This window comes from Thermostichus sp. MS-CIW-30 (genome assembly GCF_054058015.1).
In genome coordinates this window covers 23,476-46,948 of sequence record NZ_JBSRZW010000023.1, presented here as the reverse complement: position 1 = coordinate 46,948, position 23,473 = coordinate 23,476, and the positions used below count along the sequence as shown (strand labels likewise).

The 23,473-nt window shown below is 56.0% G+C and carries 21 protein-coding genes and 1 pseudogene; 12 read left to right on the top strand and 10 right to left on the bottom strand.

Annotation, left to right across the window (positions count from 1 at the left end):
- Positions 1–102: 102 nt before the first annotated feature.
- A complete protein-coding gene (gene ntcA, locus ACVWXW_RS10585; RefSeq protein WP_011434093.1) occupies positions 103–777 on the bottom strand; it encodes a global nitrogen regulator NtcA in 675 nt (224 codons plus the stop codon).
- A gap of 273 nt (positions 778–1,050) precedes the next feature.
- Between ntcA and ACVWXW_RS10580 the strand changes: the two genes are divergently transcribed.
- Positions 1,051–2,901 carry a M61 family metallopeptidase gene (locus ACVWXW_RS10580; RefSeq protein ID WP_457403792.1) on the top strand — a complete coding sequence of 617 codons (1,851 nt, stop codon included), beginning with the start codon at positions 1,051–1,053 and terminating at the stop codon, positions 2,899–2,901.
- 71 nt (positions 2,902–2,972) lie between these two features.
- Entirely contained in the window at positions 2,973–4,280 is a 1,308-nt protein-coding gene (locus tag ACVWXW_RS10575; RefSeq protein ID WP_457403790.1) for a hypothetical protein, read from the top strand.
- A gap of 30 nt (positions 4,281–4,310) precedes the next feature.
- Here the strand turns inward: ACVWXW_RS10575 and ACVWXW_RS10570 are convergent, their stop codons facing one another.
- Positions 4,311–5,198: a hypothetical protein gene (locus ACVWXW_RS10570; protein ID WP_457403788.1), complete on the bottom strand. Its 888-nt coding sequence runs from the start codon at positions 5,196–5,198 to the stop codon at positions 4,311–4,313.
- A 321-nt stretch (positions 5,199–5,519) separates the two neighbouring features.
- On the opposite strand from ACVWXW_RS10570, the gene psbV reads away from it, so the two are divergent.
- Together psbV and psbV2 are read left to right on the top strand one after the other, a co-directional pair.
- A complete protein-coding gene (psbV, locus tag ACVWXW_RS10565) occupies positions 5,520–6,062 on the top strand; it encodes a photosystem II cytochrome c-550 (RefSeq protein WP_011434097.1) in 543 nt (180 codons plus the stop codon).
- Positions 6,063–6,088: 26 nt separating this feature from the next.
- Positions 6,089–6,592 (top strand): photosystem II cytochrome PsbV2, encoded by a 504-nt coding sequence (gene psbV2 / locus ACVWXW_RS10560; protein WP_457403787.1) that lies wholly within the window; start codon positions 6,089–6,091, stop codon positions 6,590–6,592.
- 449 nt (positions 6,593–7,041) lie between these two features.
- Here the strand turns inward: psbV2 and ACVWXW_RS10555 are convergent, their stop codons facing one another.
- The gene (locus tag ACVWXW_RS10555) at positions 7,042–7,782 is read right to left on the bottom strand and encodes an urease accessory protein UreF (RefSeq protein WP_457403786.1); all 741 of its coding nucleotides are present in this window, start codon (positions 7,780–7,782) and stop codon (positions 7,042–7,044) included.
- 12 nt (positions 7,783–7,794) lie between these two features.
- Entirely contained in the window at positions 7,795–8,367 is a 573-nt protein-coding gene (gene hpf, locus ACVWXW_RS10550) for a ribosome hibernation-promoting factor, HPF/YfiA family (protein WP_011434101.1), read from the bottom strand.
- 879 nt (positions 8,368–9,246) lie between these two features.
- Between hpf and ACVWXW_RS10545 the strand changes: the two genes are divergently transcribed.
- The 4 genes from ACVWXW_RS10545 to ACVWXW_RS10530 all read left to right on the top strand — a co-directional run bounded on the left by ACVWXW_RS10545 (position 9,247) and on the right by ACVWXW_RS10530 (position 12,394).
- Positions 9,247–10,539 carry a methionine gamma-lyase family protein gene (locus ACVWXW_RS10545; RefSeq protein ID WP_414341573.1) on the top strand — a complete coding sequence of 431 codons (1,293 nt, stop codon included), beginning with the start codon at positions 9,247–9,249 and terminating at the stop codon, positions 10,537–10,539.
- Positions 10,540–10,706: 167 nt separating this feature from the next.
- Positions 10,707–11,513, top strand: coding sequence for a PPC domain-containing protein (locus ACVWXW_RS10540; RefSeq protein ID WP_414329052.1), 807 nt, complete (start codon positions 10,707–10,709; stop codon positions 11,511–11,513).
- Positions 11,514–11,842: 329 nt separating this feature from the next.
- Entirely contained in the window at positions 11,843–12,049 is a 207-nt protein-coding gene (locus tag ACVWXW_RS10535; RefSeq protein WP_238376795.1) for a hypothetical protein, read from the top strand.
- Between the two features lie 27 nt (positions 12,050–12,076).
- Positions 12,077–12,394: a TMEM14 family protein gene (locus tag ACVWXW_RS10530; protein WP_011434105.1), complete on the top strand. Its 318-nt coding sequence runs from the start codon at positions 12,077–12,079 to the stop codon at positions 12,392–12,394.
- On the opposite strand, the gene hypA is transcribed toward ACVWXW_RS10530, so the two are convergent.
- The 3 genes and pseudogenes from hypA to argJ form a co-directional block, all read right to left on the bottom strand.
- The gene (gene hypA, locus ACVWXW_RS10525) at positions 12,391–12,789 is read right to left on the bottom strand and encodes a hydrogenase maturation nickel metallochaperone HypA (protein WP_011434106.1); all 399 of its coding nucleotides are present in this window, start codon (positions 12,787–12,789) and stop codon (positions 12,391–12,393) included. The two genes, ACVWXW_RS10530 and hypA, sit on opposite strands and share 4 nt — an antisense overlap.
- Before the next feature lie 3 nt (positions 12,790–12,792).
- Positions 12,793–13,317, bottom strand: a pseudogene (locus tag ACVWXW_RS10520) (arginase family protein); the annotation flags it as partial.
- Positions 13,318–13,443: 126 nt separating this feature from the next.
- Positions 13,444–14,661 (bottom strand): bifunctional glutamate N-acetyltransferase/amino-acid acetyltransferase ArgJ, encoded by a 1,218-nt coding sequence (argJ, locus tag ACVWXW_RS10515; protein ID WP_457403796.1) that lies wholly within the window; start codon positions 14,659–14,661, stop codon positions 13,444–13,446.
- A 196-nt stretch (positions 14,662–14,857) separates the two neighbouring features.
- On the opposite strand from argJ, the gene ACVWXW_RS10510 reads away from it, so the two are divergent.
- Together ACVWXW_RS10510 and ACVWXW_RS10505 are read left to right on the top strand one after the other, a co-directional pair.
- Complete coding sequence (locus tag ACVWXW_RS10510) at positions 14,858–15,679, top strand: ABC transporter ATP-binding protein (protein ID WP_414389998.1); 822 nt, start codon at positions 14,858–14,860, stop codon at positions 15,677–15,679.
- A gap of 266 nt (positions 15,680–15,945) precedes the next feature.
- Positions 15,946–16,743 (top strand): ABC transporter permease, encoded by a 798-nt coding sequence (locus ACVWXW_RS10505; RefSeq protein WP_457403795.1) that lies wholly within the window; start codon positions 15,946–15,948, stop codon positions 16,741–16,743.
- Between the two features lie 258 nt (positions 16,744–17,001).
- Here the strand turns inward: ACVWXW_RS10505 and ACVWXW_RS10500 are convergent, their stop codons facing one another.
- Both ACVWXW_RS10500 and ACVWXW_RS10495 read right to left on the bottom strand, forming a co-directional pair.
- The gene (locus ACVWXW_RS10500) at positions 17,002–18,015 is read right to left on the bottom strand and encodes a phosphate ABC transporter substrate-binding protein (RefSeq protein WP_457403785.1); all 1,014 of its coding nucleotides are present in this window, start codon (positions 18,013–18,015) and stop codon (positions 17,002–17,004) included.
- Between the two features lie 103 nt (positions 18,016–18,118).
- Positions 18,119–20,179, bottom strand: a complete 2,061-nt coding sequence (locus tag ACVWXW_RS10495) for a ribonuclease catalytic domain-containing protein (RefSeq protein WP_457403784.1) — start codon at positions 20,177–20,179, stop codon at positions 18,119–18,121.
- A 545-nt stretch (positions 20,180–20,724) separates the two neighbouring features.
- Between ACVWXW_RS10495 and ACVWXW_RS10490 the strand changes: the two genes are divergently transcribed.
- A complete protein-coding gene (locus ACVWXW_RS10490; RefSeq protein WP_457403782.1) occupies positions 20,725–21,363 on the top strand; it encodes a response regulator transcription factor in 639 nt (212 codons plus the stop codon).
- Positions 21,364–21,931: 568 nt separating this feature from the next.
- Here ACVWXW_RS10490 and ACVWXW_RS10485 read toward each other — a convergent pair.
- Complete coding sequence (locus ACVWXW_RS10485) at positions 21,932–22,813, bottom strand: LysR family transcriptional regulator (protein ID WP_011434114.1); 882 nt, start codon at positions 22,811–22,813, stop codon at positions 21,932–21,934.
- 174 nt (positions 22,814–22,987) lie between these two features.
- On the opposite strand from ACVWXW_RS10485, the gene ACVWXW_RS10480 reads away from it, so the two are divergent.
- Complete coding sequence (locus tag ACVWXW_RS10480; protein ID WP_414343843.1) at positions 22,988–23,452, top strand: redox protein; 465 nt, start codon at positions 22,988–22,990, stop codon at positions 23,450–23,452.
- Positions 23,453–23,473 lie beyond the last annotated feature (21 nt).

The window sequence follows — 23,473 nt, the reverse complement described above, 5'->3', positions numbered from 1 at the left end:
CTGCAGCAGTAGATTGAACATAGGCCGGCCAGAGCTTCAACCAGCCGTCGAGCGGGGTTTGCCTGGGCAAGGTGCTGCTCAGGAAGTGTTCTCCTCTTCCTTCTAGGCAAAGCGATGGCTCAGCCGCATCGGGTCGTGTACGGTGATCTTCTTCTTGTGAATGGAGATGTACTTCTTCTTGCGCAGCTCTCCCAACAGGCGGGTGATGGTGACGCGGGTTGAGCCAATGGCCTCGGCAATGGCCTGGTGAGACAGCTTGAGATCGATGGTGACCCCATCCGGGCCAGGCACTCCGAAATCGCGACAGAGGATCAACAAAAAGCTGACCAGACGGGATCCCATGTCGCGATGAGCCAGCGTCTCGATCATCATCTCCGTTTGCAAGATACGAGACGACAGGCTTTTAACCAGCAACATGGCCAGTTCGGCGTTCTCCTGCAAGGATTTTTCCACCTGCTCGATCGGCAGAGAGAGTAACTCGGTAGGTGTAAAAGCCACCGAGTGATAAAAGCGGTCGGAGCGCTGTCCCGTGATAAAGGAGAGCACGCCGAAGATGCTGTTTTCGCGCAGGAGGGCAACTGTGATTTCCTCTCCCATTTCGTAGACCCGCGAGAGCTTAACGGCTCCCTTTACCAAAAAGTAAACCCGCTCCGCCGGATCCCCTGGAAAAAAAATGGTCTTCCCGCGCTCAAACGTTTCGATAACCGGAGGATGGTGAGGGCCTCCCAATTGCTTGAAGGCTGTGATCAGAGATTTTTCCGCTACGGCCACCGCCATACTCATCAACCTTTTAAGGTCAGTTTATACCTAAGATCAACCTACTAAGATCAATCTAGAAGCATTAGGCTAGGTTGCAACCCATTGACTTCAGAATCTACGAGGATACCAAGATTTACCCTAAAGTAGAAGGTTCTGCCTAGGTATCTTTGTAGCACGCGCTACATTTTTAAGTCTCGTTGCTGCTCTCCAGCCAAAGGCAGAGGTTAGGATAGGAGCCATTGCCGCTGGGGGCTGCGCCAGCCCTTGGCAGTAGAGGGTAGGGTGGGTTCTATGGGGATCCCAGAGGTTATCGTTGCTGCACCTTCTCAACTGAGCCGCCAGCATTTCACAGTGCGGATGCCGGATCCGGCCAATCACCTGCTGGAGGTGGAACTGCAGATCCAAGAGGTGGATCCAGAGGTGCCTTTGCGGCTGCGACTGCCGGTGTGGACGCCGGGATCCTACCTGGTGCGGGAATATGCCCGTCACGTGCAGGAGTTTCAGGCGGCAACTGAGCAAGGGATCCCTTTGGCCTGGCGGAAGGTGGATAAGAATACCTGGCAAATCGATCCGCCGGGTTCTTCTGCTGTGAAGGTGTGCTATCGGGTCTATGCCTATGAGCTGACGGTGCGCACGAACCATCTGGATTTGACCCACGCCTATTTCAACGGGGCAGCGCTCTTCCTCTACGTGCCCGGTCGCGAGCGGGAACCCTACACTTTGACGGTGATCCCCCCCAAGCCGGATTGGCACATCGCCACCAGTTTGCGGCCCTTGACCTCTCCTTCTGAGGATCCCACTTCCGGCCAGTCTTTTGTGGCAGAGGACTATGACGAGCTGGTGGATAGCCCGGTGGAGGTGGGTCCACATCGAGTGCAATCGTTTGAGGTGGAAGGGATCCCGCATTACCTTGTGGTTTGGGGGTCGGGCACTCTGGATGTCGATCGGGCCGTTGCCGATGCCAAGGCCATTGTCGAAACCACAGCCGCATTTTTTGGTGGGCTACCCTATGACCGTTACTGGTTTATCGTGCATTTGTCGCCGGGAGGATTTGGTGGCCTTGAGCACAAGTACAGCACCACCCTTCTTTACTCTGGGCTAGAGCTGCATCAGCCGGAGTCCTATCGGCGCTTTTTGTCTTTGCTGGCCCACGAGTTGTTTCATGCCTGGAATGTCAAGCGTCTGCGTCCGCTGGCATTGGAAAAGATCGACTACAACCAGGAAAATTATCTGGAATGTCTGTGGTTTTGTGAGGGGGCGACCAGCTATTACGAAAACGTCATCTTATTGAGGGCAGGGATCCTCAGTGCCGGCGATTTCTTGAAGATTCTTTCCGAACAGATTGGCCGCTTGCAGCGTACTCCGGGCCGGGCCGTGCAATCGCTGCGGGAGTCCAGCTTCGATACCTGGATCAAACTCTACCGCCCCCACGAAAACACCCTCAACAGCCAGGTTTCTTATTACTTAAAAGGGGCTTTGGTCTGTTGGCTGCTGGATCTGCACATCCGTCACCTTTCCGGCGGTCAGGGATCCCTGGATACAGCTTTGCAGGATCTGTGGCAGCGCTTTGGTCGGTCAGGGAAGGGCTACAGCGACCAAGACTTGCGGGAGGCGTTTGAGCGGGCAGCCGGTGCCGATCTTGGCCGGTTTTTCGCAGCCTATGTGGAAGGCACGGAAGAGCTAGACTACAACACTTACCTACACCCCTTTGGCCTCACCCTTAAAGCCCACTTCAGCCGCCCCAACCCCAGCCCTTACTTGGGCCTTAATTTCAACGGCGAGGGCAATCGCATCAGCACAGTGGAGATGAGATCCCCGGCGCAAAAAGCGGGCATCTGGGCCGGCGATGAGCTGGTGGCCCTGGATGGGTTCAGGGTGAGCGCTGCCAACTTGGCGGAACGCTTGACGGCCTATCAGCCCCACCAGATCATTTGTTTGAGCGTTTTTCAAGCCGATCAGTTGAAACATTTCTGGATCCCGTTGGATCCCCCTCGGCCCGATGTCTACACGTTGGAGGTGTTGCCTGAACTGACTCCTGCTCAAGAAGCTCTTCAGCAAGGCTGGCTGGGATCCCTTGTCGGCGCCCAGCTTCGGTCAGAGGCAGGTCCCCATCTGCTTGAAAATTCACCTATCTCCTCCTAGCATGTTGAGGCAAGCAGGTAATCCAGTTAACTGGAAAGAAAAGTAACAGCAGCAGAGGACAGGAGTATCTCATGGACTTAGTTTTGGTTTTATTGATTGGGGCAGCTGTTGGTTTCTCGGTAGGCATTTACGTTGCTCGCCAGTATGGGGCCAGTCCTAAACTGGAAATCTGGAAACGAGAGATTATCAGAGATATATCTTCGCAGCTAAGCCAACGCAGCCAAGAACTCAACAACCCGGACAAAGCACTCATCAAGTTGAGCGAAGGATTGGTAGACAAGATTTCTCAAAAGTTACAGGAAAAGTTACAGGCCGTCCAAGCTACCCTTGAAGAGTTTAAATTTCGCCTTGCTGACAGCCAGCAAAGCTTGCTACAGGACTGGGGCAGAGACTTTCTACAAGCTATATCTGTAAAGTTGGCCGAACATGGCCAGCAACTGAACAATCAGCTAGCCATTCTGGAAAATCTAGTGGAAGAGGCCAAAGATATTTATCGGCAACTACGGGTTACTATTCAAAGTTCTCATGGATCCGAGATATGCCCAACTGCAAATCAGGACTCCCAGAATGAGCAGGTTACTCAGGTCATTGGTAAAGCACCAGATCCTGAGACACCAGACGAAGTACTAAGAGACAAGGATGGGACAGCTACTGTTGATATATCAAAGATAGAGTCGTTCTTAAACTCAAAAAACATAAAGATAAAAAGCATAGCTGCGGAAGAAAAAGAGGAAAAGCTAGATCAAATAGCCGCCTTTATGGGCAGCCGATACTCTTTTATCAAGAGATTTTATGGAATGGTTAAATCAAACATGAAGAGCGGCAGTTCTTTCTCCCTAAACCTTAGAGACGAACCTCCACAAGTAGTCAGTTCAACTTGCCAAGTTGCTAAGGAGTTACACGACATCGCATTTTTGGAAGAGTACAGATACTCTAAGGCGCCCAGATGCCTTTTGGTAGCGAGACCCAGTAGGTCGCCTCAGGCGCTGAATTTTCTGGCAGGGAACTGGCTGGAAAGATATGTTAGGGGCACGCTGATCCGCCTTGTTGCGGCTCACACCAAAAAGATCAGTTTCTCTTACGTCGCGAATGCCCAAGTTACTTTATCGAATAGAGCCGATTTTGAGATGGATCTTTTCTTCCATATCAATGATAAATTCTACTGGGTGGAATCGAGGACAGGTGGGTACCAAGATAAAATACAAAAATACTCCAGAATCGCTGATGAACTCGGTCTTCAGGAAAGCCAAGCTTTCATAGTTTTAACTGATGTTAGTCAAGATACAAAAAGTAGTCTATCTTCCCTCTATCACCTGTCAGTGATTGGCGTCGATGAGGTTGAGTCTACCTTTGATGGGATCCTGAAAAGCCATCTCTGAAAGTCTGAAAAAGTCCCCAAGAGCATCGGCTCAGGCCACAATCTTGACGGCTTGCTCCATACACCACCAGGGATCCTCGGCAAAAGCCGGCATGGGAGTGCTGCCTGCTTTGCCCAGAATGGCCAGCCGGACTTCCCGATCCAGGCGGGATCCGGCCCCGTAGGGATCTTCTGAGGGAGGTTCCAGCCGTTGCCCTAGGGGAGGCATTACCATAATGCCCGGCTGCATGCTGCTACCGCTGACCCAGATTTTGAAGCGATCCACCGCTACATCCATCCCTTCCGGTAGTTGCATCTGCAGCAAGTAGCGGGGGCCAGAGCCGATCAGCAGGCTCTCGTTGGGGCGTAAACGGGCAGGCAGATCTGGTTGATAGGGGTAAACCAAATCCACGCTGTACCGCCGCTCGTCAAAGACGGTGACATAAACATGCACTGGAGTGGGGGCTCTGTTTCTCAAGGCAATGGCCAGGTTGCGGCCTGCTTGGATTTGCACTTTCCCTTGGGGATCCCGCGGCAGGGGGCTCACTTCGGCAGGGGCAGAGCTGCTGGCCGGGGTTTCCAGTTGGAGAAATTCCACTTCCAAGATGCTGCTCAGCGCATCGCTGGCAGGTTGCAGGTTCAAAAGATTACCAAAAGCAGCCACGTGCTCCAACAGCCGCACCAGCTTGCGAGGCAGGGCCAGTAGCTTCTTCACCGGGATCCGGAAGGCCGCCAGAGCCACCTCTTCCCCCCGCCGGTAAAAGTGATAAGTGGCATCGGGCAACAGCTCTACCCGCAAGTCCGCTGCTTCCGGGTCTGTGTAGGTCAGAAGCGGTGAGGCCGGCAAGGCCGCCAGCAAATCGGCAACGGGCATTTGCACTTGACTGGGATCCGCACAGGTGAAAGCCACCCGCAACGGCTGGAATCGGATAGAGGACATGGGGAAAACCTGGAACGGAGTCTGCCGTATTCTCCTGCTCTGAGGTTGCCAGGCAAGCAAGCCAAGCTCTATATTACCTGCTCATTACCTGCTCAGTTCTCTCGACTGGGCTGTGGCCAAGTCAGCTCTCGGCCAACAGACTCCCAACAGGCCATAGCTCCGTAATCAAACTTAACACCAAAGGCAAATGGAACCATTGGGAAACTATCCCGGATCCCATCTGCAAATGATCTCTTAATGGTCTATTCTTGATCCTGTTGTCGGGTTTGTGGCTGGAGTGGAGCCCACCTCTCCTCTTTCTAGGCTGATCTACGGAGAACCATGTTTAGCAAAGCTTTTTCTTTTCAGAAGGTGTTTGCGCCAGCGCGTCGTCGGTTGCTTGTCCTGCTGTTGGCTGCGTTGATGGCTGGGTTTGGCTGGGGTCTGGCTCCAGTGTTTGCAGCTAGGGATATTCCTGCAGTGGCTCTGTCGCCAACTGAGTCTATTACCTTTACCGAAGCCCAGTTGGCCAAAGGGAAGAAGCTATTCAACACCGCATGCGCCCAGTGCCATGTGGGCGGCCAGACCTATCCCAACCCGGATGTGAGCTTGAAGCTTTCGGATCTGGAGGGGGCAACTCCCCCACGGGATAATGTGCTGGCGATTGTGGATTACATCAAGAATCCAGTCACCTATGACGGGGTGGAGTCTCTGTTGGAGTATCACCCCAACACCCAGCTCACCAGTGAGTATCCACGTCTGCGCAACCTCACCGACGAGGATCTGAAGCTGATTGCGGGCTACATTCTGGTGCAGGCCAAGACCGTTCCCGGCTGGGGTGGTACCAAGAACGAAAGCCACAGCGACCTATCAGCCTATCTCTAATGCCGCATCTGGATCAGAAGTTGCCTATGAGATGGCGGACCCCGTCTCGCCTCTGGGCCTGGGTCGGGATCCTGGCTTTGTTGTGGCTGGGGCTGGCCAGTCCGGTGGCTGCCCGCATTGATCCTTACGTGAACCAGTATTTGCGGGTGAGTGGCCCTGTGGAATTGCCTCTAGATGCCGCAGGGCATACCCTCACCTTTACCCCAGAGCAGCTCACGGACGGCAAAAATCGTTTTCAGTCCGCCTGTTTGAATTGTCATGTGGGCGGTGCCACTTTGCCGGCTCCCAACATTTCCCTCTCTTTGAAGGACTTGCGCGGTGCCACTCCACCCCGAGATACCCTTCAAGCCTTGATGGAGTACCAGCGGGATCCCCGCAGCTACGATGGCTCGGATTCCAGCTATGGATGCCGACCTGTACCCCCTTCCTGGATGGACGACGAAGCCCTGAGAAATCTGGCTGCCTTTATTCTCAGAGCGGCTCAGGTTGCCCCTGGCTGGGGATCCAACGATTTGATCGATGCCGGTTAGGGTGTAGCACAAAAGCCACCGTGCTAGGCCCGCCAAGGCGAGCTGCATAGCGGTACGGCAGGGCTTTAGACCCAATTCTTTGGTAAGGGCACCTTCTTTTCGCTTTTCAATGCGCTTCTGGCCGCGCGAACCCATCTTTGCCCAAGAGAAGCAGAGGAGAACTGAGCAGATCAGGGGTGAGCGAATAGCCAACCAATCCTCAAAAAGGAAGGCAATTGTATACTCGTTTCAGCTTGGGGTGAGATGCCTGGGCTACTGAGAAAAACCTTTTGGATCCCTTGCATTATTGCTCCGCAACGCTATTGCTCCGCAACGCTGACGCGAAGACGCGACCAAGGTTTTAGGTGTGGGTGCAGTGTCCTGGTTTGAATCAAGATGACCCTAAAAACTCTTCCCTGAACTCCCCTCTCCCTCTGGGAGAAGGGTTTAGGGGTGAGGGTTGACGGCTTTCAAGATTGAAAAAGGCGGGAATAGAGCTGTTGGTGGACTTGACAATCGCGTTCTTGTAGGAGGGTGAAGCTGCCCAAAGCCGGCCAGCTGGGGGAGAGGTTTGGCCTTTCGGCCCGCTTCACAACCGGCAGGATCTCTTGGTGTACCACTGCCTCGATGGGCTCGTACAACTGAGCCAATAGGCTTTGCCCCTCGGTATGCCCCAAAGGTACCAGACGCACCGCTGCCGAGACCAGCCCAGTGAGGGAGGAGAACAAGAAGGCACGCAGGGTATCTTCCAACCCAATGCCCGCCTGAGCGCAGATCCAGCCAAACACCACGGAATGATGCAGTGGATTCCCCTCTGCTTTGGGGACGGAGATTCCCCAGGTGCGTTCTGCCAGTTGAGCTAGGCGTTTGCCCAAATCCAAGCTGGCTTGGCGCGGCTCTGCCGCCCAACGGGTTGCTTGCAGCTGTTGCTGCAGCTTCTCCACTCCCGACTCGGATCCCAATCGGGATAGACGATGGGCCAAGGCACAGGCTCTGCCCTCGGTGGGGGCTAAGCCCATGTGCAAAACCCCCAACAGGTACTGCTGCACCCCAGCCCGATCGCGAAGTTGACCCGCTTGAACGGCAGCTTCCAAGCCCCAGGAGTGGGAATAAGCCCCAATCGGCAGGGCAGAATCGGTGAGCTGTAGCAACAGATAGAAAGTGCCGCTGGATCCTGGAGAAGTAAGTTGGGAGGAGAGCTCACCACGCATCTTCACCAAGCCTTAGCGGGGGCGGATCAGGCCATAGCCGCCATGGTTGCGGACGTAGATAACGTTGATCTCGCCATTTTCGATATTGCGGAAAACGTAGAAGTCGTGATCCACCAGCTCCAACTGGTGCAACGCTTCCTGAACCGTCATGGGTGGCATGGCGAAGTATTTGGTGCGCACCACCTCTGCGGGTAACTCCGCTTGCCGTTCCGTATTTAGCGGATCGGTGACGGGCTGCTGGGCCACTGCCACGGAGGTTTTGGGGGTGTGGCGGACGCGGTGAATGCCGTTCCGTTCTTTGTATTTGCGCAACTTGCGGGCCAGCTTGTCGGCCACACGGTCGATGCTGGCATAGAGGTTTTCGCTGCTTTCTTCCGCCCGGATCACGGTGCCATTGGCGTAGACGGTCACTTCGGCAGATTGGCTGGCACTGATACGGGGGTTGCGGGCTACCGATAGATTGACATCAACCTCACTGGTGATCTGGGCAAAATGACTGACAGCACGCTCAATTTTTTCTTGAACGTAGCTGCGGATGGCGTCGGTAATCTCGACGTTTTTCCCTTGGATCACAAGCTTAGTCATGAGGACTCTCCCAGTCATGTCGGTTTATACCTGAGATAGCGCCTCATCCCCACCCGGGATCCCTCTAACTCTGGAAAGCGATCCCAGCTCACAGGCGACGTCAGCCCTTTAATTGGCAAAAATGGAGCCCTGTCATCAAGGGTGAGCAGATCGGCTTTGGGAGTGGCACTAACCTCTTGGGTTAAGTCTAGGTTAACATCTCGCTCAAGGATCTCTGCCAGAGGTTAAGAATAAATTTAGGCTCTCTTAATGTTTCAGAGATGTTGAATTCCAGATTTTCCCGAATCGCAGGAGCTCTGTAGAGAAGCGGGATCCCCGCCCTGCAAGACATGCACTTCTATTGGCTGTGTTGAGTGTCTTTGGGAAAGGTTTTTTAGAGTTTAAGTTGCAAGTTCCTCAGTCAAAAGCCAAATCTATCATCAAACCCATAGACAGATCTAGCCTGCTAAAAATCTTCCTGAGCTGGATTTTGAGTTGGTTAAACAATGTCTCTAACTCTGACCTGTTTTTGAGAGACTAAACGTGGGCCGTATTGCCCATAAGCTCGGCAATCCAGATGCTTCAGCTTTCCTCCAGGGTATGTTGGTATTATCCTACAGCCTAGCAGCATCTTGATTGGATAGCCATTGACAGCAAAAATGAAGGGATATTGATATAAATTAAGCTTTTTATCGATTTTTTATCAATATGAGGCTTTCGACTTGAGAGATGGTGTTGTTGTCGGTATTAGCTTTGACAAGCCTGTTGTTCACTGTTCCATGCTGTAAGGTTTCTATCGGAGAGCTACATAAGTACATAAGAACTTGGAACTCGGTTCTGCCGCTGCAGTCACCTTGAGGAGCGGTGGGGAGAAGGCCAACTCTTTCCGGGGTGGCTGAAATGCTACCCTCGAAACCAGCTTGGTGTGCAAAAGGTGGGGCAGACTGGGTGGGCGGAGGGATCCCGTTGAAGGCGGCAGAGCTTTTAGACAGAGCAGAAGAGGCTCTACAGGAGCAGTTTCAGGCGGTGGAGAAGACCCTCAGAGAGAACCTGGCGCGGGTGCTGCGGGCCTTTCGCGACCAGCGGGTGGGATCCCATCACTTTGCCGGGGTGTCGGGGTATGGCCACGACGACCAGGGGCGGCAGGTTTTGGATCGGGTGTTTGCCCAGATTATGGGCTGTGAGGCAGCAGTGGTGCGGCTGCAGATGGTGTCTGGTACCCATGCCATTGCCTGTGCTTTGTTTGGGGTGCTGCGTCCGGGGGATGAGCTGCTGGCGATTACCGGCCCCCCTTACGACACCCTTGAAGAGGTCATCGGTCTGCGGGGTTCCGGGCGGGGATCCCTACGGGAGTTTGGCATCGGTTACCGCCAGTTGGATTTGCGGGAGGGAACTGTCGATTGGCAGGCCCTGAAAACCGCCCTCAGACCGCAAACCCGCTTGGTTCACATTCAGCGGTCCTGTGGCTACGATTGGCGGCCCAGCTTTTCCATTGCCCAGATTGCCGAGATGATCCAAATGGTCAAAGCACAAAACCCCGAAGTTGTGGTTTTTGTGGACAATTGCTACGGCGAATTTGTGGAAACCCAGGAGCCAACCCATGTGGGCGCAGATCTGATTGCCGGATCCCTGATCAAAAATCCGGGGGGCACCCTCGTTCCCGCAGGGGGCTATGTGGCCGGGCGGGCAGAGCTGGTGGAGCAAGCCGCTTGTCGGTTAACGGCTCCGGGCATTGGTTCGGAGGGGGGGGCAACTCTAGATCTCAACCGCCTTCTGTTTCAAGGCTTGTTCTTGGCCCCGCAGATGGTGGCCGAAGCGGTGAAGATCGCCCATCTGGCGGCGCAGGTGTTTTCTGATTTGGGCTACCCGGTCTCGCCTCTGCCTCAAACTCCCCGCACCGATATCATCCAGGCCATTCAATTGGGATCCCCGCAAAAGCTGCAGGCTTTCTGCCAAGCGATTCAAAACAGTTCTCCTGTGGATTCCTACCTCACCCCAGTTCCGGAGGTGATGCCCGGTTATGCAGACCCGGTGGTGATGGCAGCAGGCACCTTTATTGCCGGGAGCAGCGCCGAGCTGTCTGCCGATGGGCCGATGCGGGATCCCTACACCGTCTACTTGCAGGGGGGAACCCATCTCTACCATGGGCGGCTGGCCCTAGAAGCCGTCTTGCAAGCTTGGGAAACCCTGTAGGCCAACAGTTTGCTCTCGGCTGAAACAGCAAGGAAGGGGCAAGCCAACAACCTCAAAACTCAGCACGAAGTTGGCAGAAGTTGTCGTCTCTGACCAACTTTTCGCTCAATCAATCAGGGGGTAGGATCAGTCTACAGTTGCCATTCTTTAGAAAGGGATCCCTTCCGATGTTGAGCTGGTATCGTTCTTGCGCATCTCCTCGCCGTTGGGGATCCCGTTTGACTCTGGCTCTGGTGGCATTGGGGTTGGCCGGCGGCTGTCGGCTGCTGGATCGGGTGGGAGAGAGAGGCTTGCCGGTGGGATCTGCGCTGACCCGTTCTGCTCTGTGGAGAGGCAGCCAAACCGTGACGGGAGCGCTGGAGGTGGGAGATCAAGTCAGCCGCCAGTACGGCAGCTTTTGGGATGGGATCCCCGTCACCGCTGAGCCGGGACAGATTTTGATTGCGGCCCTAGAGAGCGAAGATTTTGATGCTTATCTGGAGCTGGTGGACGGTCAAGGGCGGGTGATCGGCTTTGACGATGACTCTGGCCTGGATGTGAATGCCCTGTTGGCAGTGCGTCTGCCGGAGGGAGGCACCTATACCCTGCGGGCCACCAGCTTTGAGCCGGAATCCACCGGCAACTACCGGCTCACCTATATCCTCACCCAGGTAGATTGGCAGGAAAGCCTATCGGGCCGTCTGCAGGAGGGATCCCTTCAGCATCCCGAGGATGGCAGTTGGATGGACGAATATCCCATTGCCGCCCGCGCCGGCCAGATCCTGATCGCTTCCATGACCAGCTCCGATTTCGATGCCTTTTTGCAGCTGCTGGATCCCAGTGGAGAAGTCAGGGCTTGGGATGATGACCAAGGGGGTGGAACCGATGCTCTGATGATTGCCTTTCTGCCCCGCACCGGCACTTATACCCTGCGGGCCAACACCCATAAGCCACGAGAAGAAGGAGCCTATAGGTTACAGTACGCCTTGCGCTAGCCCCTGCTCGCCCAGATTCCCTGTCTTACAGCTTGGATAAGGGGGCTTGTGAACCTTCTGGTGCTGATGTCGAGATTTTGACAGGAATCATCGTTTTTTAACGCCTAATGTTGATATATGTCAGGAGTTGCCAGTTTACCTTCCTAAGATTCTCACAAAGCCAGAAGGGGCACTGCTTGCTGAGCTTTGTGGGAAAGCATAACATCTTATCCTAAGTTGTGACGGAGCTGAAATATTGTCCTCGGGGATGAGGTCTTTTTTCTAGAATCGAATCGATGGCCTAGACCATTCTTTTGCAGTTCAGCCCCTATCTCCACAAAATGGATGCCATGACTCCTGAAATGGTACGCCAGTTTTGGTCTTTGGTCAGCGAGATTGGCAGGCCAGATTGGCTCACAAAGCGTGACGATGACTTGGTGAACCTGCTTCTGAGCGCCTGTCAGAAAAAACACGCCCTCAGCAGTGTCGATGCCTCAATTCTCAATCGCTACATCAGCATTCGCTTGCCCTTGATTCGCGATATCCTCGTGGATTAAACCTAGAGAGGACAAGGTTTTCCCATCATGCTGGCCGCACAAATCACCTTGCTGGTCTACGGGGCACTGCTTTTGGTGGGCGGAGCAATCGGCTATAGCAAAGGCAAAAGCTCCAAGTCTCTCATCGGGGGGCTGGTTGGGGCCGCCCTCAGCGGAGTCAGCTATGGGCTGCTGGGGGTGGATCCCCGCTGGGGGCTGGGCTTGGGCCTGGGGACGACAGTGCTGGGATCTATCGTATTCGCCCTGCGCTACCGCAAAACCCGAACGTTAATGCCTGCCGGCTTGATGTTCATCCTCAGCTTGGGAGCAGCTGTCCTTCTGGGACTTAGCTTTGGAGCGGCCTAGGCGACTTCTGGTTGCGCCGGTGGGGTGAAGTTTGTTGAACATTCGATGTAGTCAATTTCGATGTAGTCAATTTTCAGCTCTCGGCCCGAGCGAATCTCTTCCATCGGGGATCCACAGTTGGGGCAAGCATAGCGCCGGCCTATCTCTGGCTTGTACTCTTGGCCGCAGGGATGGCAATAGGCAATGAGCGGCGTTTCCCGGATGACCAACTGGGATCCCTGTAGGAAAGTACCCTGGGTTTGTGCGGCATAGGCAAAGGTTAGGCTGGCCGGCTCTACACAGGTGAACTGTCCTACCACCAGGTGCACCCGAGCGATCTGAGGCTGTCCCGGCTGACTTTGCCACCAGTCGCGTAGTGTTTGGATCAAGGCGCGGGTCATGTCGGTCTCGTGCATCTCTCACCTCCAGTCGCCGACCATTTCTGGCGTCGCCTCCGGGTGGATGTAGGCGGGCTTTTCTCGGCGCGGCAGTTGCCCAGATACCACCAAATGGGCCAGCGTATCGCAAATAACTCGGGTGGCCATTAGAGCTGTGATATCGCTAATGTCGTAGGGGGGAGAGACTTCCACCACCTCCAGGCCACAGATCGGTGCTTCCCGCACAATGCGCTTGAGCAAGTAGAGCGCTTCCCGCGGCAGCAGCCCACCCGGCTCTGGCCAGCCTGTACCGGGTACAAAGCCGGCATCGATGCAGTCGATATCGAAGCTGATGTACACACAATCGGTGCCGTCTAGGGCTTTTTCGAGGGCGAAATCGGCGGCTGCATCCAAGCCCATTTCGGTGATGTCGGTAACGGTGAGGATGTGGGTGGCCCGCTCCCGGCACACCTTCACCCCTTGCCGTGGCACTTGCCAGCCACCAATGCCCAGTTGCACCAGGTTGTGGGCCGGTGCGTTGCGGATGTTGGTGGCATGAAACCAAGGCTAAGCCTCGACTCATTGTTGCCAGCCGGATAGGGAAAGCCTCGCTTCTTTGGCCAAAGCCGCTTGGGCTTCGGTGGAAAAGCCGTTATTTGCGTTCGATTCGGTGGTCATGGCTGGGATCCCCCATTAGGTGGTGTATTCGGCGTTGATGCGCACGTAATCGTAGCTGAGATCGCAGCCCCAGGCCACGCCCTGGCCGGATCCCTGATGGAGATCCACGGTAAAGGTCACCGGATCCCCTTTCAAGTACTCAGAGGCTGCCTTGCGATCGAAAGCCAGGGGCATTCCCGCCTGCATGAGCAGAAAATCCCCCAGACGGATATCCAACCGGCGGCTGTCAAAAGGGATCCCGGCCCGTCCAGCGGCGGCTGCCACCCGTCCCCAGTTGGGATCGTTGCCAAAAGCTGCCGCCTTCACCAAGGGAGAGCTGGCGATCACACGGGCCATATGCCGGGCTGCCCCATCATCCACAGCCCCACACACCCGAATTTCCAGCAGCTTGGTAGCTCCTTCCCCATCGCGGGCAATGGCCTTAGCCAGATGAATGCAAACTTGGTTGACCATCTCCGCCAAAGTCTGGGCAGCTTCTGTGCCGGCTTGCAGGGGTGGGATCCCACTTTGGCCGTTGGCCAGGGCCAAGAGCATGTCGTTGGTGCTGGTATCCCCATCCACCGTGATTTGGTTAAAGCTGAGGTCGGCAGCTTGCTTGAGGATCTGCTGCCACAGGCGGGGATCCACAGCCGCGTCACAGGTTAAAAAAGCCAGCATCGTGGCCAAGTTGGGGTGGATCATGCCGGATCCCTTGGCAATGCCCCCGACCCTGACGGTGTACCCGTCGATCTCAGCTTGCAGGGCAACGCTTTTGGTCACCAAGTCGGTGGTGATGATGGCGCGGGCGGCGCTCTCCCCCCCCTCTGGAGAGAGGCTGTCGATAAGGCCAGGCAGGGCTGCTTGGATTTTCGGCATTTCCAGTTGTCGCCCGATGACCCCTGTGGAGGCCGTGAGCACCTGATGGGCCGGGATCCCCAACCGTTCTCCCACCCAGAGGGCCAGTTGGGCGTTGTTGCGCTCCCCTTCTTCGCCGGTACAGGCGTTGGCTTGCCCAGCATTGCAGAGGATGGCCCGCACCGGCTGCTGTTGGGCGAGGATCCCTTGGTTGTAGGTAACACAGGCTGCTTTGACCTGATTGGTGGTAAAAACGCCTGCCCCAACCGCATCGCACTCGGAAACGATCAAAGCCAGATCCGCAGCTCCTGAGGGCTTGAGGCCAGCGGCCACTCCAGCAGCTCGAAACCCTTGCGGGGCTGTAACAGCACCTGCAACCGGTTTAAATGGGGATCCCATGTGTTCCTTGGCCAGAGGGTGGTCGGCAACATCATACCGACTTGCTGCTCCGATTTGGGTCATCGCAAGCTTTCCGTGAGAAACTCTCTGGAAACCGGTTCTGAGGGAAAGAGTTGTAGTTACGCCTACCAAGCAGAGGCGGCAGAGAGGGTTATTTTGAAAGTGTGTGCTTCCTCCGCTCCGGGAATTGCCAGCCATGCCCACCCCTGTCATTACCCTCAACCATGTCAGCAAGGTCTATTCCAATGGCACGGTGGCTTTGCAGGACATGAATATGACCATCCAAGAAGGGCAGTTCGTTAGCTTGGTGGGGCCATCCGGCTGTGGGAAAAGCACAGTGCTACGGTTGGTGGCAGGTCTGGGGCATCTGACCACAGGCTCTATCGAATGGGGGCAAAATCTTGAGAAGGATGCTCCCCAAGGGGAACCCAAGTTGGCCTTTGTGTTTCAGGAACCGGCCCTTATGCCTTGGGCGACGGTGATGGACAATGTGGGGCTACCCTTAAAGTTGGCAGGTGAGCCCAAGCCAAAAGCCAATCGAGATGTCTTGGAAGCTCTGCAACTGGTGGGCCTGCGGGGGTTTGAGCGCAGTTTTCCCCGCGAGCTATCGGGCGGCATGCGCATGCGGGTTTCCATTGCTCGCGCCCTGGTAACCAAGCCGCAGGTGTTGCTGATGGATGAACCCTTCGGAGCTCTGGATGAAATCACCCGCAGCAAGTTGAACAGCGACCTGTTGGAGCTGTGGCAAGAAAAGCGCTGGACGGTGATCTTTGTTACCCACAACATTTACGAGGCCGTCTACCTGTCCAACCGCGTGGTGGTGATGGCGGCTCGCCCAGGGCGGGTGATAGCCGATATTCCCATCGATGCGCCCTATCCCCGCTCGGAAGACTTTCGCACCTCTTCCCTTTACAACAACTACTGCCGTGAAGTGTCGGCCCGTCTGCACGAGGCCATGCACGGCTCAGCTCAGGATCCCCCCTATTTGCGCCCCCTCTCTGCTGGACGTTTGCGCTGATGGGATCCCTGGCTTAGCGGTGTTCTCTCTGTTGCGTAAGTCCCTTGATGCCCCAACCTCACGATATGTTCGACCTGTTTGTCCAGCTTCTCGAGCCATGGCGCCGTTGGCTGGGATCCCTTGTTGGCTTGGGGGAGGGCTGGCCTCTGCATTGGCCGGATTGGACTCTGCCCAGGCTGACCGGCGCAGTTGGAGAAAAACTCGGATCCCAACCCACGGATGAGGCAGACATACCGAGTGCCGGCTCAGGGGTGCCCGCGAAGGGGTTGAATCTGAGCCGCTGGCTCAATCTGGAAGTGATTGCCCCCGTCCTCGTCGGGATCCTCTTCTTGGTGGGCTGGGAAGTGGCGGTGCGGGTAACAGGAGTGCCCCACTACCTCTTGCCGGGGCCGATTTTGGTGGTGCAAACCCTCATCCGCGACTGGGGAACGCTTTTTCCTTCCCTGTTGATCACTGTGCAAATTACGGTGGTGGCCTTTTTGGCTGCCACAGTGTCGGGGCTTTTGGTCGCGATTGTGTTCACCCAGAGCAAGTGGATTGAGCGCAGCTTTTTCCCCTATGCGGTGATTTTACAGACGATGCCCATTGTCTCCATCGCCCCGCTGATCATCATTTGGCTGCGCAACAACACCTTTGCCGCGATGGTGGTGTGCGCCTGGATTGTGGCTTTTTTCCCGATTCTTTCCAACACCACTCTGGGGCTGAACAGCGTCGATCACAACCTGCTCAACCTGTTCCAACTGTACAAGGCCAACCGCTGGCAAACGTTGATCTACTTGCGGCTACCCAGTGCCATGCCCTATTTCATGGGGGGCCTGCGCATCAGCGGTGGCCTCTCTTTGATTGGGGCGGTGGTGGCGGAGTTTGTCGCTGGTACTGGCGGGCAGCGGGCCGGGATCGCCTACCAGATCTTGATCTCCAGCTTCAACCTGCAGGTGCCCCGCATGTTTGCGGCCTTGATTTTGGTCACCGGCTTGGGGATCCTGATCTTCATTTCCTTGAGTGCTCTATCCGACCGGGTGTTGGGCAAGTGGCATGAGAGTGCTGTGCGCCGAGAGAACTGAAAAATTGAACTTTGGTGAAAATTAGGGCCCCCTCTCTAACATCTAGGGTCATTTGGATTCAAACTAGGACGCTGCACCCACCCCTAAAACGTTGAACGCACGCGGCCAAAGGCTTTTCTCAATAGCTCAGGCGCCTCACTCTAACCTGAAACGACTAAGTGCCTTGAATAGGAGCAGGTGGAAGGCGTCTTCTGGAAAAGCCCAGAGATATCGCTGCGCTTGCTGTCGGCGGCTATCTCAGATGCTATTTTTGGGTTGCTATCGGAGGGGGATGAACTCAGTGCGGCCAATGATTTGCTGGCCTTGATCCGAGAGCGCGTAGTTGATGAAATCGGCCACCACAGGGCTAGTCCTCTGAGGTGCCACCAAAAACACATTCCGCGCCAAGGGGTAGCTGCCCCTCTGGATGGCCTCACGGGTGGGCATCTGGCCGTCGATGGGCACAATCCGCACCGTTTGCTGGTTTTGCACCTGATCGACAGTGCTGTAGGTGATGCCATCTTCTCCCAAAGCCCGCAGCAGCGGGGTGGTGACATCTTCTGTGGCGGTGGTGAAGTAGGGAGGGTTATCGGGAGCGAAGGGCAGCCCCAACAACACGAGTTCTTGGAAAACGCTGTAGGTGCCGCTCTGGGGGGCGCGATTGAGGACCCGAATCCGCCGATCCGGGCCGCCCACCTGGCTCCAATTGGTGATCCGACCCTGGAAGATATCGGCCAATTGCTGCAGCGTCAGTCCTCCTTTGTAGGGGTTGTTCACCCCCACCGCCACCGCCAGGGCATCTTTGGCCACCGGGATCGCCTGTAGACCCGCCTGCACTTCGCTGGCATTGAGGGGGCGGGAGCTAGCGGCCATCTGGATGCGACCTTCCATCAGGGCCTTCAGGCCGGCATTGGATCCATTGGGCTTGCCATCCGGGATCCCATAGGCGAGGGGAATGCCGGGGTTGCGCTGGGTGTAGCCTCCCTTCAGGGCCAAGACGATCCGGATCATCGTGACGCTGCCATCCATCTGGAGCACTGCTGGGTTGGGCAGAGAAGTATCCAGATTAACGGCGTTGGCAGGCGGGTTGGGTACCTGGGCCTGAGGGGGGTTGGGCGCTGTTGGGGCTTGGGGCCGGGCAGCTGGAATCTGGCTGGGGATAGGAGGCGTGTTCCCTCTATTCAGGAATGAGTCCAACAGGCCGGAACGATAGGCATACCAGCCGCCGCCTCCCAGTATCGCGAACAAAAGAATGTAAACGATTGGAGGTGGGCCGGAAGGTCGTGCAGTCATGGGATCCCCCCTAAAGAAAATTCACGATCCAGACTTTTGAGACTTCCCCCTCTGTTGTATCAGCTATCCGCGCAGATTGGGTGAGCAGCAGGTTAAGGTGCATCTATCCGCACATGGCCGCCTCTCGTCCCACCTCGCGCAGCTCGATCACATCCGCACGGGGATCCGCCTGCACAACTTCCAACTCGATCCAAGCCCCCAGAGGAATCTGGCGTTCTAGGCGCACCGGCACCCGAAAGGCAATCTCATCCAGCATGGCCAACACCAAGTTTTCCTGCTCGCGCAGGTAGCCCAAGACCAGAGCCCGCCAAATTTGCCCCGGTCGCAGGCGCAGGTATTCGATGCTCCAATAGCGCTTGGATTTCCGCTCCACCTGGTTGGCCTCAGCGGTGCCCGGCTCAATCCCCAGCAGCAGCTGCTGCACATCCGCCTCCGTCAACGGCAAGGGATCCCCGCGCAAAAAGGCCTTGATCTGGTAGTGGGCCACCAAGTCCAGGTAGCGCCGAATCGGGGAGGTAACCTGACAGTAGGCCTCAAGCCCCAGCCCCGTATGTCGCCCCGGCTGGGTGGCTACTTCCGCCCGCGATAGACAGCGCATGATGGCAAAAGACCGAACTGGCCCCTGGGGATACCTATCCAGCACTTCGGGAGGAGGTAAGTCGGGAGCCGGCTGCAGACGATAGGGCACCGGGATCCCATTTTGGCTGGCGAAGCGAGCCGCCACCTCGCCGGTGAGCACCATCATTTCCGCCACCATCTGCCGCGCAGGAGTATCCTCGATTACCCGGAGGTGGGGGATCTCGTCGATGACCTTGATATCTTGCTCGGGCAAGCCAATTTGGATTGCCCCTTGAGCCATCCGCCAGGCATAACGCCACTGGGCTGCCCGGGCAATGGCTGTCAGTTGAGCCTCTGCCCCCAACTCCAACATTTCATCGGCATCTTCGTAGGTGAGGCGGTAGGTCACTTTGATCTGGCTGAGGCAAATTTCGGAATCCCGGATCTGGCCGTCGGATCCCAGTAGAATGCCAAAGCTAAGGGCAGGCCGCACCTCTCCCTGCACCAAGCTCATCGGGCCAGTGGACAACTCCGGCGGGAACATCGGGATCACCCGCTCCGGCAAATAGACACTGGTGCCACGCTTGCGGGCTTCTAAATCAAGGGGATCCCCCCACTGCACCCAACAACTGGGATCGGCAATGTGGATCCAGAGCTTCACCGCGTCATCCGACCAGAACTCGACGCTGAGGGCATCGTCAATGTCGCGGGTGCTGGCATCATCGATGGTGTAGGTGTGGAGGTGAGTGAGATCCTGCCGCAGGTGGGGATCCCAGAAAGAGGGAGGCTGGCTGAGCAGGGCTTGGGTGTATCGCTCCACCGCCTTCGGGAACTGGGTTGGGATCCCGGTGAGGCGCAGGGCCAGGTTCTCGTGGCGGCTCCACAGCCCCAGAGCCACCAAAGCTTCAAAAGCCCCCTGCGGAGTGTCAGGAAACCCCATCAGCTCCAGCAGTTGCGAGGCCCGTTCCCGATCCGACGGGTTGAGATTGGAAGAGAGATCCTCGTGGCTGCGAATGGCTGCTGCTGCTCCCTGCAGGGCCAGGCGTTCCAGCACCTCCAGGCGGGCCCGCTCGGCAGGAGTCCAGGGATACCCTTGGCCGGGATGAGCCAGAGCCTCCCGCAGGTGGGCCTCAAACTCTGCTTGTTCCTGCTGCCGTTGTTGGGCGACGGCCATTTGATGGAGGATCTCCTTCACCTGAGCCGGAGTGCGGGGTTCGTAGCTCTCCCCCTTTTGCTTGAAGTAGGTGCGATCCTCGCTCAAGAGGCGGTAGGCGGCATAGGTAGAGACCGGAGAATCATCAGAAAACAACAGCCGAGCCATCTCCGCCAAGCTCAGGGGCTGACGCTCCTCCTGCACCAGTTCCCAGGCCAACGCCAAACTTTCGGGATCCAACTTTGCCTGCACCGCCTGCCAAAAGCCGGGAATGTCGGAAGCCGTGAAGCTGGATCCCCCGTTCAAAGCAAAGGTAATCTGGCGAGGGTGAACACTATGAACCTGCCCGGAAGGCACCCCCAGCAGTAGGTTCTTCTTACCCTCAGTGCCCTGAACCACTGCCAACACACGGTCGTTATTGTAACGAAACTCCACCAGTGTGCCCTTTTCCACCCGTTCTCCCCATGTCGGCTGTCGTTAAAGCGCAGGCTTTCTTCCATTCTCCATCAGCTCTGCCCGCCTGCCTACGTGGAAACCCCGGCCAGAAGACATACGGACACTATGAACAGGTAGCAGATGTTAGATATATCGGTACTTAAGCATATAGGTATGTGATATATAGACACACGAGATACAAATTTTTGGGTAGATTGCGGTTATGTGTTGGGCACTGCGATTTCAGAGCAGAGGCCAGCTCTGCCAGGTTTGTGGGATAAGGTTACCAACTAGGGCTCCTAAATTCCGTAGAGATACTGTTGCCAGCCAGGGCTCCTAAATTCCGTAGAGATACTGTTGCCAGCATTTCGCAAGTGGATACTTCCACTTCTTCCATGTGTGATATCCTAGGGGTAGGGCACAGTTACCATAGGCTGCTCCCCAATTGAGCAAGCAAAAGGGTGGTACTCAAGAGTCGTTTCCCTACAGTGAAAGTCACGGAAACAGGAGATTCCGTATTTCTTCACCTAAAACTTTTTAGCTTAGCGCTCAAAAGGTAAACCGTGGACAACCCAAAGCGACTGTTGCTCATCGATGACGATCCGAACTTAATCCTGCTGGCCAAGGACTACCTAGAGTTTCGCGGCTACGAAGTGGTGGCGGCGAGCAACGGTCTGGAGGGGTTGGAAGCGATGCGCCATTTCACTCCAGACCTGATCATCTGCGATGTGATGATGCCGGAGATGGATGGCTATACCTTTGTGGAAACCATTCGCTCCAACAGTGCTACGGACTGGATACCTGTGATTTTTCTGTCGGCGCGTGGGCAGACGGCGGATCGGGTGCGCGGCCTGACCACAGGGGCAGATGTTTACATGGTCAAGCCCTTTGAGCCGGAAGAATTGGTGGCGCAGGTGGAGTCTTCTCTCAAACATACCGAGCGCCTGTTACAAGTGCAGAATGTGGGCATTCAGCCGGTCATAAAACTGGATCGGGAAATTGAGCTGACGCCAACAGAAACTAAGGTGATCCAGTACGTGGCCAGGGGCCTGTCCAACCGCGAGATTGCCGAAACTCTTGGGGTGAGCCAGCGCACCGTTGAAAGCCACGTCAGCAACATGCTGGGCAAAACCGGCCTGCACAACCGCACAGAACTGGCCCGCTGGGCAATAGAAAGTGGTTTGGGCAAAAAACCGTTGTAATTCCCGCCACCCCTTTCAACGGCTGGAGAACTCTATCTCCTCGGCGCGATTGGAGATAGGGTAGTGATCGCACTTGAAGGGCAAGGTAACTGGGGTGGGCAAGTCTTTTCAATGGCGGGGGAGGATCTGCTGGCCTTGCCCCAACGTACATTGGCCGCCGATTTTCACTGCGTTACCCAAAAACTGGGTCTAAAGCCCCGTCCTTCCAGGACAGTTTTTGCCCTGTTGTTGTCATTTTAAACAGGAATGAAACATTTCCGTTGCATTGCTTCCTAGCTCCTTTCTCCCTCTGGGACAGGATCTAAAGGTGATTGTGGAAGCGGCGTGGAACGTTTGGGCAGCAGCGGGGGTGTCTCAATCTAGTTTGAAATGACTATAGACCTGCAATGATATAGACCTGCAATGAAATAAACCCATGCTGGTCAGGGAAGCCAAACTCCTCAACGCCGCTCCAGCGCCATACCAAGCCTTGGATGAGGCCCTGCCCAGTTTGTCCGCAACCAATGCTTGCGTCACTGGATGGATGAGCGTGGTGTCAACAAAGCTGCCTTGTACTCCCGATGCAATGTTAACTTGGCAACTGGGATGGGTTTCCCCGCAAGGCTTCCAGGAAGGCAAATACTGCAGGCGGATGCAGCGCAGAGGCCAGAACGGCAGCCCCGATCACCCGCTCCAGTGGGATCGGCAGCCGGCGGATCTGGATCCCTTCGGGAATGGGAATGGCGGCCAAGCGGGGCAAGATGGCAGCCCCCAGACCCTGTGCCACCATGTTCACAATGGTGGAGTCTTCCTTCACCAAGTAGGCCACCTTGAGGGTTTGGTGAGCAGCTTCCCAGTGGTTCCGCACCGCGGTGGTGCATTCGGCGTAGTTGTAGAGAATGTAGGAAAAACGGGAAAGATCCTCCCAGGTCAGGGTTTCCGGCAGGGGCCCAAAACTCAGCGGAACCAACACAATGAACTCATCGCGGGCAATCTCCCACGTCTGTAGATCCTCACCAGCCCGCGGCAGGGGCAACAGGCCAATATCCACCTGGCCCGATCGCAACAGATGTTCGACAGTGGCCGGATCTTCTTCTGTGAGGGTGAGGGTAATCTGGGGAAATTGTTGGCGGAAGCGGGCGATCACCGGCGGCAGCAAATGGGTTGCAGCACTGCGAAAAGCGGCAACTCGCACATTTCCCCCCCGCAACCCTTTTTCCAGGTTGGCCTCATAATCCATTTGTTCCCGCAGTTGCAGCATTTTGCGAACATGGCGCAGCAGTCGCTCCCCCACCGGGGTTAGGCGCGCCCCAAAGCGACCGCGCACCAGTAGAGTCACCCCCAATTCTTCCTCTAGGCTGGCAATGGCCCGGCTCACCGCCGACTGGGAAATGTGCAATTGCAGAGCGGCATCGCTGAAATTCCCCCGCTCCACCACAGCCACCAGGGTTTGCAGTTGTGAGATGTTCATGGATCCCATCTATTCGATCTGCGCATAGATGTGATGCTATCTCAGGTTTGAACCCTCCGCCGCACCTGACTAAACTACGACATAACTTCTCCTTCACACTGCGAAACAGCGGGAAACAGTGTGAAAACCTCTTTATCTTCCTGTCGTTGGTCAAGTGTCCCTATGTCGAGATCCATGTTTGCCCTATTGCCTTTCCATCAATTTCGAGATACTCCCGGCGTGCGTTTTTTTGACATCACGGTTGCGCGATCCAACGCCCGCGATTTGGTTTACCACGATGGGCCGGCCATCAGTCCCCCCAATAATCCTCAGGGCTATTGGCAGTTTTATATGCATCCACACCAAGAGGACAACCTACTGGCTCTATGGGGCGGACGGACGTTTTACCTGGTGAATTTTAGCTGGCGGGATCCCTTCCATATTGTGCGCCTGGAAGCGAACCGAGGCATTTTGCGCATTCCTCCCGGCACTTTTCACCGTTCCGTCTCCGATCCAGAGGGATCCATCGTATTGAACCAGGCGGTGCGCGACGAAAAAGCCATCTTGGAAAAAGAATTTCGCATCTACGACAGCAGCCGCATCCCCCGATTGCTGCAGGTGACCTCGGCGCCTGCACCTTTGCCCCGCATTTGTGCCTGAGTACAGTTAACCCATGCCCCC